This window comes from Streptomyces sp. NPDC025651 (assembly GCF_055558735.1).
In genome coordinates, this window is sequence record NZ_JBVHLZ010000009.1 from 127,531 (window position 1) to 143,264 (window position 15,734).

Annotated in this window: 13 protein-coding genes and 1 pseudogene; 6 read left to right on the forward strand and 8 right to left on the reverse strand. The window is 72.6% G+C overall.

All coding sequences use genetic code 11. From position 1 onward, the window contains the following. Positions 1-101: 101 nt before the first annotated feature. Positions 102-476, forward strand: coding sequence for an RNHCP domain-containing protein (locus ACZ4D5_RS29340; protein WP_467775449.1), 375 nt, complete (start codon positions 102-104; stop codon positions 474-476). 64 nt (positions 477-540) lie between these two features. On the opposite strand, the gene ACZ4D5_RS29345 is transcribed toward ACZ4D5_RS29340, so the two are convergent. The 8 genes and pseudogenes from ACZ4D5_RS29345 to ACZ4D5_RS29380 form a co-directional block, all read right to left on the reverse strand. Beyond that, positions 541-2,142 carry an alpha/beta hydrolase gene (locus tag ACZ4D5_RS29345; protein ID WP_467775450.1) on the reverse strand — a complete coding sequence of 534 codons (1,602 nt, stop codon included), beginning with the start codon at positions 2,140-2,142 and terminating at the stop codon, positions 541-543. Positions 2,143-2,253: 111 nt separating this feature from the next. Beyond that, entirely contained in the window at positions 2,254-3,027 is a 774-nt protein-coding gene (locus tag ACZ4D5_RS29350) for a TIGR04222 domain-containing membrane protein (protein ID WP_467775451.1), read from the reverse strand. Between the two features lie 246 nt (positions 3,028-3,273). Next, a pseudogene (locus ACZ4D5_RS29355) lies at positions 3,274-4,017 on the reverse strand (DUF4142 domain-containing protein); the annotation flags it as partial. 142 nt (positions 4,018-4,159) lie between these two features. Beyond that, entirely contained in the window at positions 4,160-5,263 is a 1,104-nt protein-coding gene (locus ACZ4D5_RS29360) for a TIGR04222 domain-containing membrane protein (protein ID WP_467775452.1), read from the reverse strand. Between the two features lie 4 nt (positions 5,264-5,267). After that, on the reverse strand, positions 5,268-6,719 hold the full coding sequence (locus ACZ4D5_RS29365) for an MbnB/TglH/ChrH family RiPP precursor modification enzyme (RefSeq protein ID WP_467775682.1): 1,452 nt from the start codon (positions 6,717-6,719) through the stop codon (positions 5,268-5,270). 279 nt (positions 6,720-6,998) lie between these two features. After that, on the reverse strand, positions 6,999-7,766 hold the full coding sequence (locus ACZ4D5_RS29370) for a DUF4142 domain-containing protein (protein ID WP_467775453.1): 768 nt from the start codon (positions 7,764-7,766) through the stop codon (positions 6,999-7,001). Between the two features lie 66 nt (positions 7,767-7,832). Continuing rightward, the gene (locus tag ACZ4D5_RS29375; protein WP_467775454.1) at positions 7,833-8,081 is read right to left on the reverse strand and encodes a maleylpyruvate isomerase N-terminal domain-containing protein; all 249 of its coding nucleotides are present in this window, start codon (positions 8,079-8,081) and stop codon (positions 7,833-7,835) included. A gap of 148 nt (positions 8,082-8,229) precedes the next feature. Then, positions 8,230-8,886, reverse strand: coding sequence for a TetR/AcrR family transcriptional regulator (locus tag ACZ4D5_RS29380; protein ID WP_467775455.1), 657 nt, complete (start codon positions 8,884-8,886; stop codon positions 8,230-8,232). Between the two features lie 1,006 nt (positions 8,887-9,892). Here ACZ4D5_RS29380 and ACZ4D5_RS29385 point away from each other — a divergent pair. The 5 genes from ACZ4D5_RS29385 to ACZ4D5_RS29405 are packed head-to-tail and all read left to right on the forward strand — an operon-like array spanning position 9,893 to position 15,721. Continuing rightward, a complete protein-coding gene (locus tag ACZ4D5_RS29385) occupies positions 9,893-10,753 on the forward strand; it encodes an AfsA-related hotdog domain-containing protein (RefSeq protein ID WP_467775456.1) in 861 nt (286 codons plus the stop codon). Beyond that, complete coding sequence (locus ACZ4D5_RS29390; RefSeq protein ID WP_467775457.1) at positions 10,750-13,509, forward strand: PEP/pyruvate-binding domain-containing protein; 2,760 nt, start codon at positions 10,750-10,752, stop codon at positions 13,507-13,509. The genes ACZ4D5_RS29385 and ACZ4D5_RS29390 overlap by 4 nt, the downstream gene beginning before the upstream one ends. Next, on the forward strand, positions 13,506-14,390 hold the full coding sequence (locus ACZ4D5_RS29395; RefSeq protein ID WP_467775458.1) for a hypothetical protein: 885 nt from the start codon (positions 13,506-13,508) through the stop codon (positions 14,388-14,390). The genes ACZ4D5_RS29390 and ACZ4D5_RS29395 overlap by 4 nt, the downstream gene beginning before the upstream one ends. Positions 14,391-14,432: 42 nt before the next feature. Further along, complete coding sequence (locus ACZ4D5_RS29400) at positions 14,433-15,062, forward strand: dTMP kinase (RefSeq protein ID WP_467775459.1); 630 nt, start codon at positions 14,433-14,435, stop codon at positions 15,060-15,062. After that, positions 15,059-15,721, forward strand: coding sequence for a DUF6182 family protein (locus tag ACZ4D5_RS29405; RefSeq protein ID WP_467775460.1), 663 nt, complete (start codon positions 15,059-15,061; stop codon positions 15,719-15,721). The genes ACZ4D5_RS29400 and ACZ4D5_RS29405 overlap by 4 nt, the downstream gene beginning before the upstream one ends. The last annotated feature ends 13 nt before the right edge of the window (positions 15,722-15,734 follow it).

The following is a 15,734-nucleotide window of genomic DNA, read 5'->3' on the forward strand; positions in this document are numbered from 1 at the left end:
GGCCTCTCGTGCGTCTACGGAAAGCTGGTGTTGTATGCCCCGGGCCCTGCGGAATCTCTCGAAGTCACCCCATTCCGCATCGCTCAGGAGTCACTCCGACCATGTCCCGCAACACCTCCAGGCGGGCGCGCACTGAAGCACGCGCCCAGTCCTTCCGCTGCCTGCAGTGCGGTCTCGACGTCTCGATGACCGCCCCCGGCACCGGGCACCGCAACCACTGCCCCAACTGCCTGTGGAGCCGTCACCTCGACGACACCCCCGGCGACCGGGCCGCGGACTGCGGCGCCCGGATGGAACCCCTCGCCATATCCGTACGCGGAGACGGCGAATGGGTCCTCGTCCACCGCTGCACCCACTGCGGCGTCCTGCACGCCAATCGCACGGCGGGCGATGACAACGCCTTGCCGCTGACGCGATTGGCAGTGCGCCCTCTGGCACAGCCGCCGTTCCCGCTGGAACGCCTCGGGGCTCTCTAGCGCCCCGTAGGGGGCGCGGGGAACTGCGCGATCAGCCACGACGAACCAGCAGAGGCCAACGGAGTCAGAGCTCCCTGGGAAGCTCCGCCGCCCGCTTACCCGCCAGAGGCACCGGCTCCCGGTGCGGCGCGCACGCCGCGCGTCGCACCGGGAGGCGGCCCTCCAACAGGTACGCGTCCAGGTGCCCGTTGATGCACTGGTTGGCGCCGCCGCCGATGCCGTGCGTGCCCGCGCCCTGTTCGGTCACCAGGACCGAGCCCGGCAGCCTGCGGTGGAGCTCCTGCGCGCCCTCGTACGGCGTCGCGGCGTCACGCTCGGCCGCCAGGATCAGCGTCGGCGGCAGCGCGCCCTTGGCCGCGCCCACGTCGAGCGGCTTCTGCCGGGGCGCGGGCCAGTAAGCGCACGGCAGGTTCATCCAGGCGTTGTCCCAGGTCTCGAACGGCGCCACGCGCGCGAGGCGGGAGTTGTCGCGGTCCCACTTCTTGAAGTCCGTCGGCCACGGCGCGTCGTTGCACTCGACGGCCGTGTAGACGGCGTTGCCGTTCTCCTCCTCGACGGCCGCCTGCGGCTCGGGCGCGGCCTGCTCGATCAGCGGCTTCGGGTTGCCCTTCAGATACTCGGCGAGCGCCGTCGCGCGCATCGGCCAGTAGTCGTCGTAGTACCCGGCCTTGAGGTAGGCGGCCTGCAGCTGGCCGGGGCCGACCTTGCCGCCCGCGGGCTTGTGGGCCAGCTCGGCGCGCACCTTCTGGTAGCTGCGGAGCACCTCTTCGGGCGTCGTGCCCAGGTGGTACGTCTTGTCGTGCTTGGCCACCCACGCGCGGAAGTCCGCCCAGCGCCGCTCGAACGCCACCGACTGGTCGAGGTTGTTGTCGTACCAGATCTGCGAGGGGTCGGGGTTGACCGCCGAGTCGAAGACCATGCGGCGCACGTGCGAGGGGAAGAGCGTGGCGTAGACGGCCCCGAAGTAGGTGCCGTAGGAGGCGCCCATGAACGTCAGCTTCTTCTCGCCGAGCGCGGCCCGCAGCACGTCCAGGTCGCGCGCGTTGTTCAGCGTCGTGTAGTGCCGAAGGCCCGGGTTGCGGGCCGCGCACCCGCGCGCGTACGACTTCGCCTGCGCGATGCGCTCCTGCTTGTACGAGGCGTCGGGGTGGCTCGGCGCCTGCGTGGGCGCCTTGGTGAACTGCTTCGGGTCCTGGCAGGACAGCGGCGCCGAGCGGCCCACCCCGCGCGGGGCGTAGCCGACCAGGTCGTAGGCCGCCGCGATGCGCTTCCACTCGGGCAGGACACCCACCATCGGGAAGTACATGCCGGACGCGCCGGGCCCGCCGGGGTTGAAGACCACCGAGCCCTGGTGCGCGACCTGCTTGCCCTCGGCCTTGCCCGTGGCCTCGGTGCGGCTGACGGTCAGTTTGATCTGCTTGCCGTCGGGCCGGGCGTAGTCGAGCGGCACGGAGACCGTGCCGCACCGGACGGACGGGGGGAGGCCCTCGGCCCTGGCGCAGTCGCCCCAGCGGATACCGGCGGCCTCGGCGCGCTGGGCGGCGAGCACCGTGCCGCGTGTCTCCGGGGTGGGCGGGGCGCCGCTCGCACTTCCCGCGGGGGCGGCGACGAGGGCGGTCAGGACCAAGGATCCGGCGGTTCCGTAGCGGGCGGCTGCTGCTCTCATCGCGCTTGTCTACCCCTTATGTCCGGCCGTGCGTTTCCGGGTGATGATCGAACAAAGGGGATGATTCGTGCGGCACTTGGCGAAGTAAAGGACCAGCTTGCCGGTGTCGGATCAATGACCCCGTTGCGCCGTTTCGCCGGGGCCGCGGTGGGAAAAAGCGGCCCGCAGCCCGGGGTCGCCCGTGGCGCGGACGCCGCGCACGGCCACGGCGGTGAGGTGGTCGCCGCGCGCCGAGAGCGAGCCGAGGAGGCGCTGGCCCGCGGGGGACGCCCACCGCGTGTACGGGTGGACCTCGACGCGCGCGATGAGGAGGCAGCCCGCGCACATCAGCAGCGGCAGCGAGAACCAGACCCCGACCGGCACCTGTCCCGTGGCCGTGCGCTCCTGCGAGGGCATCAGGACCGCGACGGTGCCGAGCGCGAGGACCGCCACCGCGGCGGCCCGCACCTGCCGCACCGCGGCGGCCACCCCCGAGGCGACGCCCTCCGGGACGGCGAGGCCCGCCGCGACGAGCCGGTCCGCGAGGGCCCGCACCGGGGCGGCGGCAGCAGTGTCCCGCCGTATCGGCGCTATCCGCGACTGTCCCGCGGGGCCGATCGCGCCGAGCACCGAGCGCTCCATGTCGTCCCTGCCCACCGGGTCGACCACGGTGGCCCAGCCGGTGTGCGCGATCAGGAGCCGCCGCGCCCTTGCCATGGCGACCAGCGTCACGTCGGCGACGCGGGAGGGGCCGCCGGACAGGAACGCGGCCTCGTAGAGGGTGAGCTCGTGGCCGCGGGCCGCGGTCCTGTCCCGAGCGGCGGCGCGGCTCGCGGCCAGGCAGAGCCGGCCGCAGGACAGGCCGGTCGCGGCCCAGGCGAGGAGGAGCAGGGGGACCCAGAACATGGCGGTGTTCTATGCGAAGGGGAGGCTGTGCGCCATGGCTTATTCACTATGCGGACGGGGGGTGACGGGTAGGTAACGTTCCGTTTTCGGGCGGGGGTTGGCGCCGCGCTTCCCCTCGGACTGCTGGGCCTCCTCGGCCTTCCCAGTCTTCTCGGCCTTCCCTGTCCTCTCGGTCCTCTCGGTCCTCTCGGTCCTCTTCGGATTCTTCGGCTCCTTCCTCTCTGGCCTCTCTGGTTCTGGATCCACGGGCTTCGCGCGGGACGCGGCCGGGGGCAGCGGGAACGTGGGGGAGGGGGTGACCGGGGTGGCGGAGCCGGGGGCGTCCGTCGGTCCCGGCGGGGGAGGGGAGCTGGTCACGGGGCCCGCGGGGCCGGTCGTCACCGCGTCCCGCGCGAGGCCGTCGAAGTCGACGAGGCCGGTCTCCTCCAGGACCGTGATGTGGTCGAGGACGGTGGTGTTCGCGTCGTCGGCCAGCTCGCGCACCAGCGTGTTGCGGGTGTTGGCGCGCACCTCGGCCACGACGGAGAAGACCTTGCCGTGGGCGCGGCGCAGGATGTTCGCGAACTTCTCGTTGTACGTCTCCCCGCGCGCGCCGCTCAACTCCGCCAGCCAGTCCCGCTGTTGGGCGTTGGGCTGGCTCGGCAGTTCGAGGCTGAGCCGGGCCGCGACCTCGCGTACGCGCGCGTCCAGGAACGTGTGGCCCTCGACGAGGTGCTCGCCCGCGGTCCGCACCGCCTTGGTGGTGCCCCGCTCCTCGGCCTGCTGCCCGGCGGGCAGCTCCCACAGGCCCGCGAGGCGCACCTTGGTGATGAAGTCCCGGTCCAGGGCGGACAGTGGCCCGAAGTCGGTCGACACCGTCTCGGCGTTGAGCCGGTCGAGGGTGGTGCCCGAGCGGTCCTCGTAGGACCAGAGAGGGAAGATCAGCGCGGCCAGGGTCGCGACGAGTCCCGCGACGATGAGGCCGGTGCCGTTGATGGTTCGGGATCGCATGGTGCCTCCTGTTGCGGCACCGCACGTTAGTGCGCCCCGGTGGGGGCGCGGTCCGATACGGCCGGGAGTACGTCAACCGCCGTACCGGAGCCATGAGTTGATGGTCTCGGCGTGCGCCCTCGGAAGGTGGAGGGCCGCCTGCTCAGAATGAACCGCCGCCTCCGCCCCCACCGCCTCCGCCGCACGAGGACCCGCCGCCTCCGCCTCCGCCGCCGCACGAGGAGCCGCCGCCCCCGCCGGAGCAGCTCGCGCCGCCACCTCCGCTCGAACAGGCCGAGCCGCCGCCTCCGGAGCACGCCGAGCCGCCGCCTCCGCCTCCGCCTCCGCCGGAGCAGGCGAATCCGCCGCTCCCGCCTACGCTGCCCGACGCGCACCAGACGGGCGTTCCGCCGCCCGAGTTCCACAGGGCCGGGCTCTGGTGCGGAACGAGGTTCGGGCCCGCCGGGGCCGCCGGGACGCGGATGCGGGCGGCGGCGATCAGCTGCGCCCGCAGGTCCGGTTGGGCCGTCGCGAGGCCGCGCGTCGCCACCAGGTGCGCCGCGTCCGTGATGTGCGGCGAGGCGGCGACGTACTCGCGCAGGGCGTGGCGCCCCGCGACGGTGAGCTGCTTCGAGGTGACCGAGAGGCAGATCAGGCCGCTCGTGATGCCGAAGGCGAGACCGGGCAGCATCACCAGGATGTCGTCGAGTGCGGAGTCCGTACTCCCGGGCTCCGTATGGTCGTTGGCGTGCTGCACCGTGATCAGCATGGCGCACGCCAGGAATCCGAAGAGGCTCGCGTAGACCTGCGTCCCGGCCCAGACGCGCCACTTGCGCTGGCGGCCGGGGCGTACGAGGAGGCCGCGCCGTGCGAGCTCCTCGCCCGTCTGCTGCACCGGCGCGCTGTGCATCACGGCCCTGCGCAGCCAGTGCAGCGCTCCGCTCGGCGCCGCGGCGTGGGCGTCGATGACCGCCTGCTCGCCGGCGTTCCTGGCCGCGGGCCGGGTGATGCCGACGACGCCGGGCCCCGCGACGAGGAGGCGGCCGTCCTCGTGCAGGCCCGCGATCAGCGAGTCGGTGGCGCGTGCGGGCCCGCCGGAGAGGAACGCCGCCTCCAGGGTGCCCCGGACGAACACGCCGTGCTCGGGGTCCAGGGGCTGCCTCGTCTGGTACGGGGACCCGGTGCGGCGGGCGGCCGCCACGCCGCGGATCAGCTCCGCCGCGGCCAGCGAGACGACGACGGTGTACACCATGCTCAGGACGGTCATGGCGTCACCGCCTCGGCAGGAGTCGGCGGGCGGCGTCCAGCAGTCTGGCGGCGGGCCGCCGGGACAGCGGCGCCGGGCCCGAGCGCTCCCGCCACCACTCGCCCAACTGCCGCCGGGCCCCGCTGTCTTCGGGGCGGTCCGCGAGCAGCAGGTGTTCGGCGAAGCGCAGCGCGTCGTGGCGGTAGCCGCCGGTCATGGGCCGGGTCTGCGCGTACGCGAGGAAGTCCGCGCGGTACGACGCGCCCAGGATCCGGGGCAGTTCGGGCGCGACCTTGGCGACGACGTCGGCCCGCTTGGCGGCCAGGGCGTGGCTCTGCACCTTCAGACGCGCGTGGTCGAAGCCCTCGGGGGCGGGGGTGCCCGCGACCAGCGAGGAGAGCAGGGCGACCTGGGCGAGCGCGGTGCGCTGGCGCGCGGCGTCGGAGGCGGACGCGACGTCGGGGGCGGGCGCGACGTCGCGCCGGGTGTCCGGCGCGTTCGTGGCGTCCGGAGCGTCCGGGGCGTTCGAGGTGTCTCGGGTGTTCAAGGCGTCCGGGGCGGTCAGAGCGTCCGGGGCGTCAGTGGCGTCGACGGTGTCTGTGGCGTCCGTGGCATCCAAGGCCTCCGGGCTGTCCGTGGCGTCCGGGGCGTCCGGGGCGTCCGGGGCGTTCACGGTGTCCGCGGGGGATTTGCCCGAAGGGTTGAGTGTCGTACGGCTCGTCTTCAGTGTTGTGCGGATTGCGGTCAACTCCCGTTCCAGTTCGGCCGGTTCGGGGAAGTTCTCGTCCCGCTCCAGGAGGACGCCCGGCGGGGACACGCGTGAGGCGAGGTCGGCGAGGATCGCGAGGACGGGCTCGGGCACCGGGTGCGCGTGGCTGTCGTGCCAGACGCCGTCCCGCTCGAAGCCGCCCGCGACGTGCACGTACGCGATGGCCTCGACCGGCAGTTCGTCCAGGGCCCGCGCCGGGTCCTCGCCGCGGTTGACGTGGTTCGTGTGGAGGTTGGCGACGTCGATGAGCAGACGCACGCCCGTGCGGTCGGCCAGCTCGTAGAGGAACTGACCCTCCGTCATCTCCTCGCCGGGCCAGGCGATCAGCGCCGCGATGTTCTCCACGGCGAGCGGCACGGGCAGCGCGTCCTGCGCGATGCGGACGTTCTCGCAGAGCACGTCGAGCGCGTCGCGGGTGCGCGGCACCGGCAGCAGGTGCCCGGCCTCCAGCGGCTGCGTGGCGGTGAGGGCGCCGCCGGCCCGCACGAACGCGATGTGCTCGGTCACCAGGGGCGAGCCGAGGGCGACGGCCCGCTCGGCGAGCGCGGTGAGCCGTCCCTCGTCGGGGCGGTCCGCGCCGCCGAGTCCCAGCGAGACGCCGTGCGGCACGACGGTCACGCCGCGCTCGCGCAGCCGCAGCAGGGAGTCGGGCAGGTGCCCGGGGCAGACGTTCTCCGCGACGACCTCGACCCAGTCGATGCCGGGCATCGCCTCCACGGCCTCCGCGATCTCGGGCCGCCAGCCGATGCCGGTGCCCAGGCGGACACCCGTGCGCGCGCCCGTACGCGGCTGCGTACGCGGCTTCGTACGCACCTCCGTACGCGCCCCCGTGCGTGCCTCTGTACGTGCACCCGGTCCCGTCCCGGTCCCCGTCCCCGGGCGCATTTCCAGACGCTGCATGTCGCTCCCACTTCGTCCCCCGTTCCCCGTCCCCAGGACCATGGCCGGGACGGGTGCGCGCGAACCCTGGGAGAGAGACGTTCAGAGCTACATTTGAGGTTCCGGCCGGTCCGTGTTGACCTGGCCGGGCGGCGCGGGCGAGGGGCGGGACGTGGTCGGCACGCCGCCGCTGGGCCCGGCGGGCACCGGCTCGGCGGGCGTGGCCCCGGACGGCGGGGGCGGCCCGGTCGGGCTCGCGGTCGCGGTCGACGCGGCACCGTTCGCGATGTCGTCGAAGTCGACGAGCCCGGTGGCCTCCAGCATCGTGATGTGGTCGAGGACGGTCTGGTTGGAGTCCGTGGCGAGCTGCCGGATCAGGGAGTTGCGGGTGCTGTCGCGCACCTGGGCGATCACGGCGAAGACCTTGCCGTGCGAGACGCGCAGCAGGTTCGCGAACTTCTTCTGGTACGTCTCGCCGCTCGCCTCGGTCAACTCCTCCAGCCAGCCCTGCTGTTGGTCCGTCGGCTGATTGGGCAGCTCCACGCCGAGCTGCGCCGCGACGGTGCGGACCCGCTGGTCGAGGTCGGTGTGGCCGACGATGAGGTGGTCGCCCGCCTCCTTGACGGCCTCGGTCGGCGCGCGCTCGACGGCCTGCTGCCCCGCGGGTATCTCCCACAGCCCCGCGAGCCGCACCTTCACCAGCAGGTCCCGGTCGGCCGCCGAGAGCGGCCCCCACCGGGTGGCCACGGACCCTGCCGCCAGATCGGCGGGCCCCGTGCCGGAGCGGTCGGCGTACGACCACACGGGGAACGCGATCGCGCCCAGCGTGGCGACGAGTGCCGCGATGATCAGAGCCGTGCCGTTGACGCGCCGCAAGGTGCCTCCCGTGGTGCTCCGTGTCGCCGGTGGTACCGGGGAGTACGGAAGATACGGGTGGGATGTTCAGCGGGGCGAGACGTCGTACGCGGCGCCGGTGACGGCGTCGGGAAGGTCGACGCGGACGCCGAGCGCGGTCGCCGCGAAGCCGTGGTGCTGGGCGGTCATGTGCGCCACGAGCCGGCGCAGGGTCCAGCTCGCGCACGGGGTCGGGCGCTCCCAGTCCGCCGCGTCGCGGGCGGCGGACAGGACGCGGAGCGACTCCTGGACGGCGACACGGTCGAGGGCGACGAGGTCGGTCAGCGAAGGAGGCATGAGCCGAACATAAAACTAAACGAACGGTCGTGCTGATACTTCGGCGCATCGGGCACCGGCGGCCCCGATGGCTCAAAAGAGCTGCTCGGCAGGGTGGTTGGGGGAGCAAGTCAGGACAGGTGGAAGGGAGAGGTCCGCAGGGGAGGGGTCAGGGCAGCCGAGGGATCAGTGAGGGGTCGCTCGCCGCGGCGCGCAGGCGGTTCGTGACGGCCGTGCCCGCCTTGCGGTAGGCGTGTGGCTCCTCGTGCAGGACCGAGTGCGCGTTGGCCGTCTCCAGGAAGGAGATGAGCTCGAAGGCGAGCTGCGGCACGTCCGTGTCCGCGTGCAGCTCGCCCGCGGCGAGGGCCTCGGCGACGCACTCCTCCACCTGGGCGGTCCAGGCGCGGTCGGCGTGCGCCAGCGCGTCGTGCACCGCGCCCTCGCGGGCGTCGTACTCGGCGATGACGCCGTGGAAGAAGCAGCCGCCGGGGAAGACCCGGTCCTCGGAGTACGCGAGCCAGCCCGCACACAGCCGCCACACCCGCCCGATGCCGGGCGGTTCCTGCCGGGCGGGCCCCACCACCGCGTCGAGGAAGATGCGCCCCGCGGCCCTGATGGTCGCGAGCTGCAGCTCCTCCTTCGACCCGAAGAGCGCGAAGACCCCGCTCTTGCTGAGGTTCAACTCGGTGGCGATGCGGCCGAGGGAGAGGGCGTCGAGCCCCTCGACCGAGGCGATGTCGACGGTGCGGCGCAGCACGAGGCGGCGGGTCTGGTTGCCGCGCTCGACGCGCCCGTCGAGCCGGCCCGTGTGCGTGCGCGATGTCATGTGGGTGGCCTCCGCTCTCGCCCCATTATCCCCCTCCCGTTCCCGGTAGTTGCGGGCGCCATGGGATATGAATAGTCGCTTCCGCGTACACCACGTTCCGGCCATGACAACAAGTGATCAATGGTTGACGCTAGTTGTCCGAAACTCTTAGGCTCTGGAGGTCCGGCGGGCACGGGGGATGCCAATCCGTACCCGATTCGTCGATTTGTTCATGTTGTGGCACCAGTCGATACGCTCGACGGGGTGTGGGGGGGTATCAGCTTCGCTGGTGGTGTCCGCCTTGCTCGAACCTTGGGCGAGGTGTGTATACCCCTGCGGGTTCAGTTCGGCGATGCTGCCACATCCGCTGCGTCGGGATGTCGAATTTCCTTCTGCGAGGTTCGGAAACGTGCAGCAGTCCGTCATCAACCGGGGGCTTGAGACCTTCGGGCAGCTGTCCTTATGGCAATCCTTCGAAAAGGTTCCGTCAAAAGTCTGTGACCTTCCGCATTCGCGGGAAGTCCGTCTCCCTCATGTCGACGTCGGCGCACGGGCCAACTACGCCCCGCACGACGGTTTCCTGACCCTTCCGCCTGGTCAGTCGCTCACCGCCGAGCACCCCGAGGGATCGCCGCGACCGCCCCGACCATGGGGCCGCTGAACCTGTTCACTGGTGATTCCCGACCGGTGATCTCGGTCGATTGTCGCGTTCGCCGTCGCGCCTGCACTTGCCGAAGTGTCCGCGCATTCCGACGACCGTGCGCCGCGCCATCCCGCGGCCCCGTCGTGCGGCGGCTCTGAGCGCGAATCCTCACCCGTACGTGGCACCGGTCCCGTCACGCGCGATTGGTCCCGCCAGACGATCGCCGCGGGGGCCGTCGAAATGCTGCCGGCACCACACCCGGCATCGGTGCGTTCCGCCGTGCCCGTTTCCCGGCGCACGGGCGGCCGTGCGGCGTGCCCGCAAAACCATCAGGCCCGAGGCGGGGGCCCTGCCCCGAGCGGCAGACAACCGAAAAGGCAGCGTATGAAAGAGAAAGCGATTCTGAGGGAGTGGAACCGGGGTTCCGCGGGGGCGACGGCGCGGCTGGTGGTGGACAAGGAGGACCCGTTCTTCTTCGACCACGCCCTCGACCACGTCCCCGGCATCCTCGTCGTCGCGGGGCTCCTCGATCTGATCCGTGCCCAGAGCGAGGAACCGCGGCCCGACGGGCGCATCAAGGTGGCGCTGGACTTCGAGAAGTTCTGCGAGCTGGACGACGACATCACGGTGTCCGTCTCGCGCTCCGTCCCCGAGACCGAGGACGAGACCGCCTGGGAACTGGCCGCCACCATCGGCGAGTCCACGGCGGTGAGCGGAACGGCCGTGCTGCACCGCAAGTCGGCGGAGCGCCTTGTTCCGGCCGCTCCCGCCCTGCGCGGACAGACCCTGGCGGCGACCGAACTGACCCACCGCGAGCGGCCCGAGAACGCCCTGCTCGGCGCGGCCTGGTGGGCCGAGGACCGGCTCCTCGCGCGGGTGCAGCGGCCGCCCGTCGGCCATCCGCTGCGCACCCGTCCCGTGGCGGAACTCATCGAGTCGGCGCGGCAGTTCGTGACCCTGATCGGACACGAGGGCTATGGGCGGCCCATCGGCGACAAGTTCATCCTGAGCGCGCTGGAGGTGGACGTCCCGCTGGGGCTCACACCTGGCGAAGTGTCCCTGGAATGGGTGCGCACGCCCGTCGACGGCCGTATGTACGCGCTCACGGCGCGGCTGTTCCGCTCGTCGGGCGACGACGTCGACGAAGAGGTCGGCAGCGCCCGCTTCGACGCGATGATCGTGACCCCGCGTCAGTACCAGACCATTCGATTCCGCAGGCGACACGTCGAGGAGCGTGCGATATGACGCAGGAAGTGACCTTCCCCGACACCGCGGCGGAGGCATCCGACCCGCTGCTGGTGGGCCACAAGTTCGCGCGCCAGGCACAGCTGCGCGCGGCGGGCTACCGCGTACCGGAGTTCGTCTGTCTGCCCGTGGCGGCCTTCGACAGGATGCGGGAGGCCGCCGCGGCGGACTTCCCCGAACTCGCCCCCGACAGCGGCCCCGACGAGCTCGCCCACTGGTCCAAGCTCGCCACCGACGCGGTGCTGCGCGCCGGCGCCCCCGACGGCCTCGCCGCGGAACTGCTGCGCGCGTTCGACCGCCTCGCGGGGGACTCCGGCACCGTCGCGGTCCGTTCCTGCGCCGTGCCCGGCGCGGACGACGAGGAAGGCGGCGAGGACTCCGCCGACGACCCGTTCGCCGGTCTGGGGCGCAGCTTCCTCGCGGTCGGCCGCGACGAACTGGTCGAGCGGGTCGTCGAGTGCTGGGCGTCGGCCTTCACCGCCGAGGGCGTGCTGTACCGGGCCACGCGCGGCGGCGACCCCACCGTCACGCGGATGGCCGTGGGCATCCAGCGCCTGGTGCCCGCCGCCCGGTCCTTCGTGGCGTTCAGCCGCGACCCGCGCGGCGCCCACGCGGGCGAGCAGTCCCTGGTCGCCGCCGCCTACGGCCTCGGCGAAGGCGTCGTGCAGGAGCAGGCGGACGTCGACCACTTCTCCGTGCACCGCTCGACGGGAGCGGTCGAGTCGCAGCTCGTCCGCAAGGAGCGCCGCGTCGTGCCCGACACGGTCGGCGGGACGACCGTCGACGAGGTGCCCGAGGCCCTGGCGGACCGCCCCGTCCTCGACGACGCCACCGCGCGCCGCGTCGCGGAACTGGCCGTCTCCCTCGAGGGCCACTTCGGCCTGCCGCAGGACATCGAGGGGGCGATCACCGAGGACGGTGACATCCACCTCGTCCAGGCGCGCCCCGCGGCCATCGCCGCCGCGCCCGCACCCGCCGCCGCGGCCGCCGCCGGTTCCGTGGCGCGCGAGCTGCACTGGAGCAACGGCAACATCTCCGAGAGCTTCGCCGGGTTCACCTCCACGCTGACCTACTCCGTGGCCTGCGAGCTCTACGCGGTCGGCTTCGAGGAGCTGTACCGGCGCATGGGCGTCAGCGAGCGCACCCTCCAGCGCCACCGCTACGAACTGCGGCGCATGATCGGCTACTTGGACGGGCGCGTCTACATGCGCCTGGAGTCCTGGTACCGACTGCACAGCCAGATGCGGGCGTTCGCCTCCATCAAGCGGCAGTGGGAGAAGGCCGTGGTCACGGTCGGCTCGTCCGTGTCCGTCCAGGCGCCGGGACGGCTCAAGCGCCTCGCCATGCGGGCCCGCGAGATCCCGGCCGCCGGTGCCCGCCGCGCCATGGCCCCCGTACGGATGCGCCGCTTCTTCGGCTGGTGGGACGAGCGGCGCGACGCGCTGCCCGACCCGAAGACGCAGTCGGCGGGCGAGATCGTCGAGGACTACCGCGAGCTGTGGGCGGACGTCGCCCTGCGCTGGGGCGGCACGCTCGTCACCAACTCCCACGTCATCGCCGAACTCGACCTGGCCGAGCGGCTGATGAAGCGCTGGGCCCCGCAGGCGGACCGCGGTGCGCTCAACGGCATGCTGTGCGACGGCCCGGTCAACCGCTCCGTCCTCGCGCTGCGCTCCCTCCTGACGGTCGCCGAGGCCGTCGCCGCCCACCCCGAGGCCAACGAGAGCGTCCTGAACAACAAGGACTCGGCCGAGGTCTGGAGCCGCCTCGCGGACGGCGCGTTCGGCACCGACCTCGCCGATCTCGCGCAGGCGCACGTGAAGCGGTACGGCGACCGCGGCCTGCACGACCTCAAGTTCGAGTCCACGGTCGTCGCGAACGTCCCGCACCTCCTCATCGACCAGCTGCGGCCGCTGATCTCCATCGGGCGCACGGTCGAGAACAGCATCGAGGAGGAGCGCCGGGCACGGCAGGAGGCCGAGGACGAACTGCGCGCCCACTGCTCCGACCCGGCGCGCCGCGCCGCGCTGCGCGTGCTCTTCTGGTCCCTGCGCCGCAACCTGCTCATCCGGGAGAACGCGCGCTTCTGCCGCACCGAACTCTTCGGCGCGTCCCGCAGGATGGTCAACGCACTGGCCCAACACCTCGTCGACGCGGGCCAGTTGGACGACGTCTCCCAGGTGTACGACCTCACGATCGAGGAGGTCCTCGGCGCCTACGAGGGCGGCAGGGCGGGCGGTGAGCTGCGCGAACTGGCGCGGGTGCGCGCCGCCACCCGGCAGAAGGCGACCGAGCGGTCGGACCCGCCGAACGTCTTCGCCACCGACGCGGACGTGCCGCTGACCGTGGCGCTCGCCTCGGCCGGCACCAACCGGAGCGACACCGCGTCCACGCTGACCGGCCTGGCCTCCAGCGGCGGCGTGGTCCGCGGCAGGGCCCGTGTGGTCACCGACCCGAACATCGACCCCGAGTCGTGCCGCGGCAAGATCCTGGTGGCCAGGGAGACGGACCCGGGCTGGCTGGTCCTGATGCTGGTGGCCAAGGGTCTGGTGGCCGAACGGGGCACCGTGCTCTCCCACATGGCCATCACCGGCCGGATCTTCGGGGTGCCCACGGTGGTCGCGGTGCCCGGGGTCGTGGACAGCGTCCCCGACGGCGCCTGGATCGAGGTCGACGGCGACCGGGGCACCATCACCGTGCTCGACGAGCCCGAGGCGGAGTCCCAGTCCGAGCCCGGAGCCGTGGACGCCTCGTGATCACCCGGCTCGTCAAGTACGCACTGACGTACCCCCTCTGGTTCTACGCGGTCCTCGGTCTCGGCTGGTCCTACGGCCTGACCTTCGTCTACCAGGCGGTCCACCGCACAGAGGGGGTCGCGTCGGCGCCCGGCCTCGCCCTGACGGCGGTGACCATCGCCGTCAACCTCCTGCTGTTCCGTGCCGTGGACGACGTGCGCGACCTCGACTACGACCGGGTGCAGAACCCGGGCCGGGCCCTGGTCACGGGTGCGGTACGGGTCGGCGACCTGATGACGCTGTTCTTCGCCGGTATGGCCGTGCTGGTGCTCGCCAACGCACCACGCGGCCTGCCCGCGGCCGCCTACGGCGCGGTCCTCGCGTACGTCTGCGTCGTGCTGTTCATCGAGTGGCGCTGGGAGTGGCCCAAGCCGGACCGGCTGCTCACCCAGCTCCTGGTCAACATCCCGCACCAGACGCTCATGTGCGGCTACGTCTACCTGGGCACCGCGCACGGGCGGGACCACGCGCCGGGAGCGCTGGACCTCGTCGTCGCTCTCGGGTTCGTCCTGCTGCTCGCGCACATGGAGTTCGCGCGGCGGCTCGTGCGCGACCCGGCGCCGCACACGCGCACGTACGTGCACACGCTGGGCGTGAACGCCACCGCGTGGACCGTGCTCGCGTGCGCGTTCGGCGCGGCGGCGCTGCAGATCGCGGCGCTGCGGCCGTGGGCGCCCGGCCAGGCCGCGGGCTGGCTGGTGCTCGTCCCGCTGCCCGTGCCCGTCCTCGCGGCGGCCCGCTTCCACCGGGGCGCGCCCCGGTGGCCGCTGGGCCTCGCCGTGCTGTTCCTGCTGCTGTCCTTCTCCTCGTTCGCGGCCATCGGCCTGGTCAACGCGCTGTGACAGAGCCCCAAACCGTAAGAAGCAACAGAAGGGGGTAGTCCCTTGACCGGATTCTGGACACTGCTCGGGCCGGACTTCTCCGGAAAGTCGACGGTCCTGACCCGGCTGCACACCGAACACGGCTGGCACGTCGTCTCCTACGACGACCGCTACCTGGAGTCCGCCCCGATGGTGCGGCTGCTCCGCGAGAACTGGGTGGGGGAGGCGTTCGCCCACCGCGGCGAGCGCTACTCGCCGGAGATGGTCCTCGCGGCGCTGCACCCCATCGTGCTCCACCTGCGGGACGAGCTGGCGCGCGCCGCGGACCGGGAGCGGGTCGTCGTCGACTCGTACTACTACAAACTGCTCTCCAAGTGCGCCCTGTTGGGCCTGGAGGACAGTGAACTGTTCGCGCAGTGGCGGTCGTTCCCGCAGCCCGACGGCGTGCTCTACCTGGACGTGAGCTCCGACGTCGCGTGGGAGCGCAGCCGCGAGGGCGAACGGCTCAACTGCTTCGAACACTTCGGGCAGGAGCCGACCCGGGAGGGATTCACCGGGCTCCAGGACGCGCTGCGCGGCACCCTGCTCAAGGAGGTCGCCGAGCTGCCGCTGACGGTCGTCGACGGCGACGTGCCCCCGGACGTCGTGCTCGACGAGATCCTGGCCGTCCTCGAACCGCAGGGGGCGCGATGACGCCGGCCCTGGCGGCGGCCCGCGCCCAGGACCGGCTCTCCGCCCTCTTCGACGAGCGCGCCCGCCTGGTGGCCGAGTCCACCACGGACACCACGCCCGTCACCGCCCTCGTCCTGCTGCGCGGCCTGGACGTGGCCGACGTGGTGCAGGGCGCCCGCGCGTTCGCCGCGGACCTGCCCCACGCGGAGGCCATGACCTGGCTGCGCTCGTGGACCCGCACCCGCTTCCTGTTCGGCAACCCGGCGAACCTGCCGGACCGAACCCCGGCGAGGGCGGTGGCGCCGTCCGGCACGGTCGCCTGGCTCGGCACGTACCCGAAGGACCGCCTGCCCGGCGTGGGCCGCCTGCTGAAACCGCTGAGCGGATCGCTGCCGCCGCTGCCCGACACGCTCGACGTGCCGGGCAGCGGCGGCGGCCCCGCGCGCGAACTCCAGCTGGCCACACGCGATGTGACGCTGGTTCAGTACCTCGTCCATCTGCACCACACCATCGCCGAGGCGACGCTCCTCGGCCGGCTCGGCACCACCGAGCCGCTCCGGCTGACGCACCGGCCCGACCTGGACGCGGAGCACGCGCACGGCGACCCCGGCTACGCCCGCGTGCACTACGCCGCCGAGGACTCGCCCGAGCTTCGCCTCTACACCTCACTGGCCCCCTGACGGAGAAGAAAGA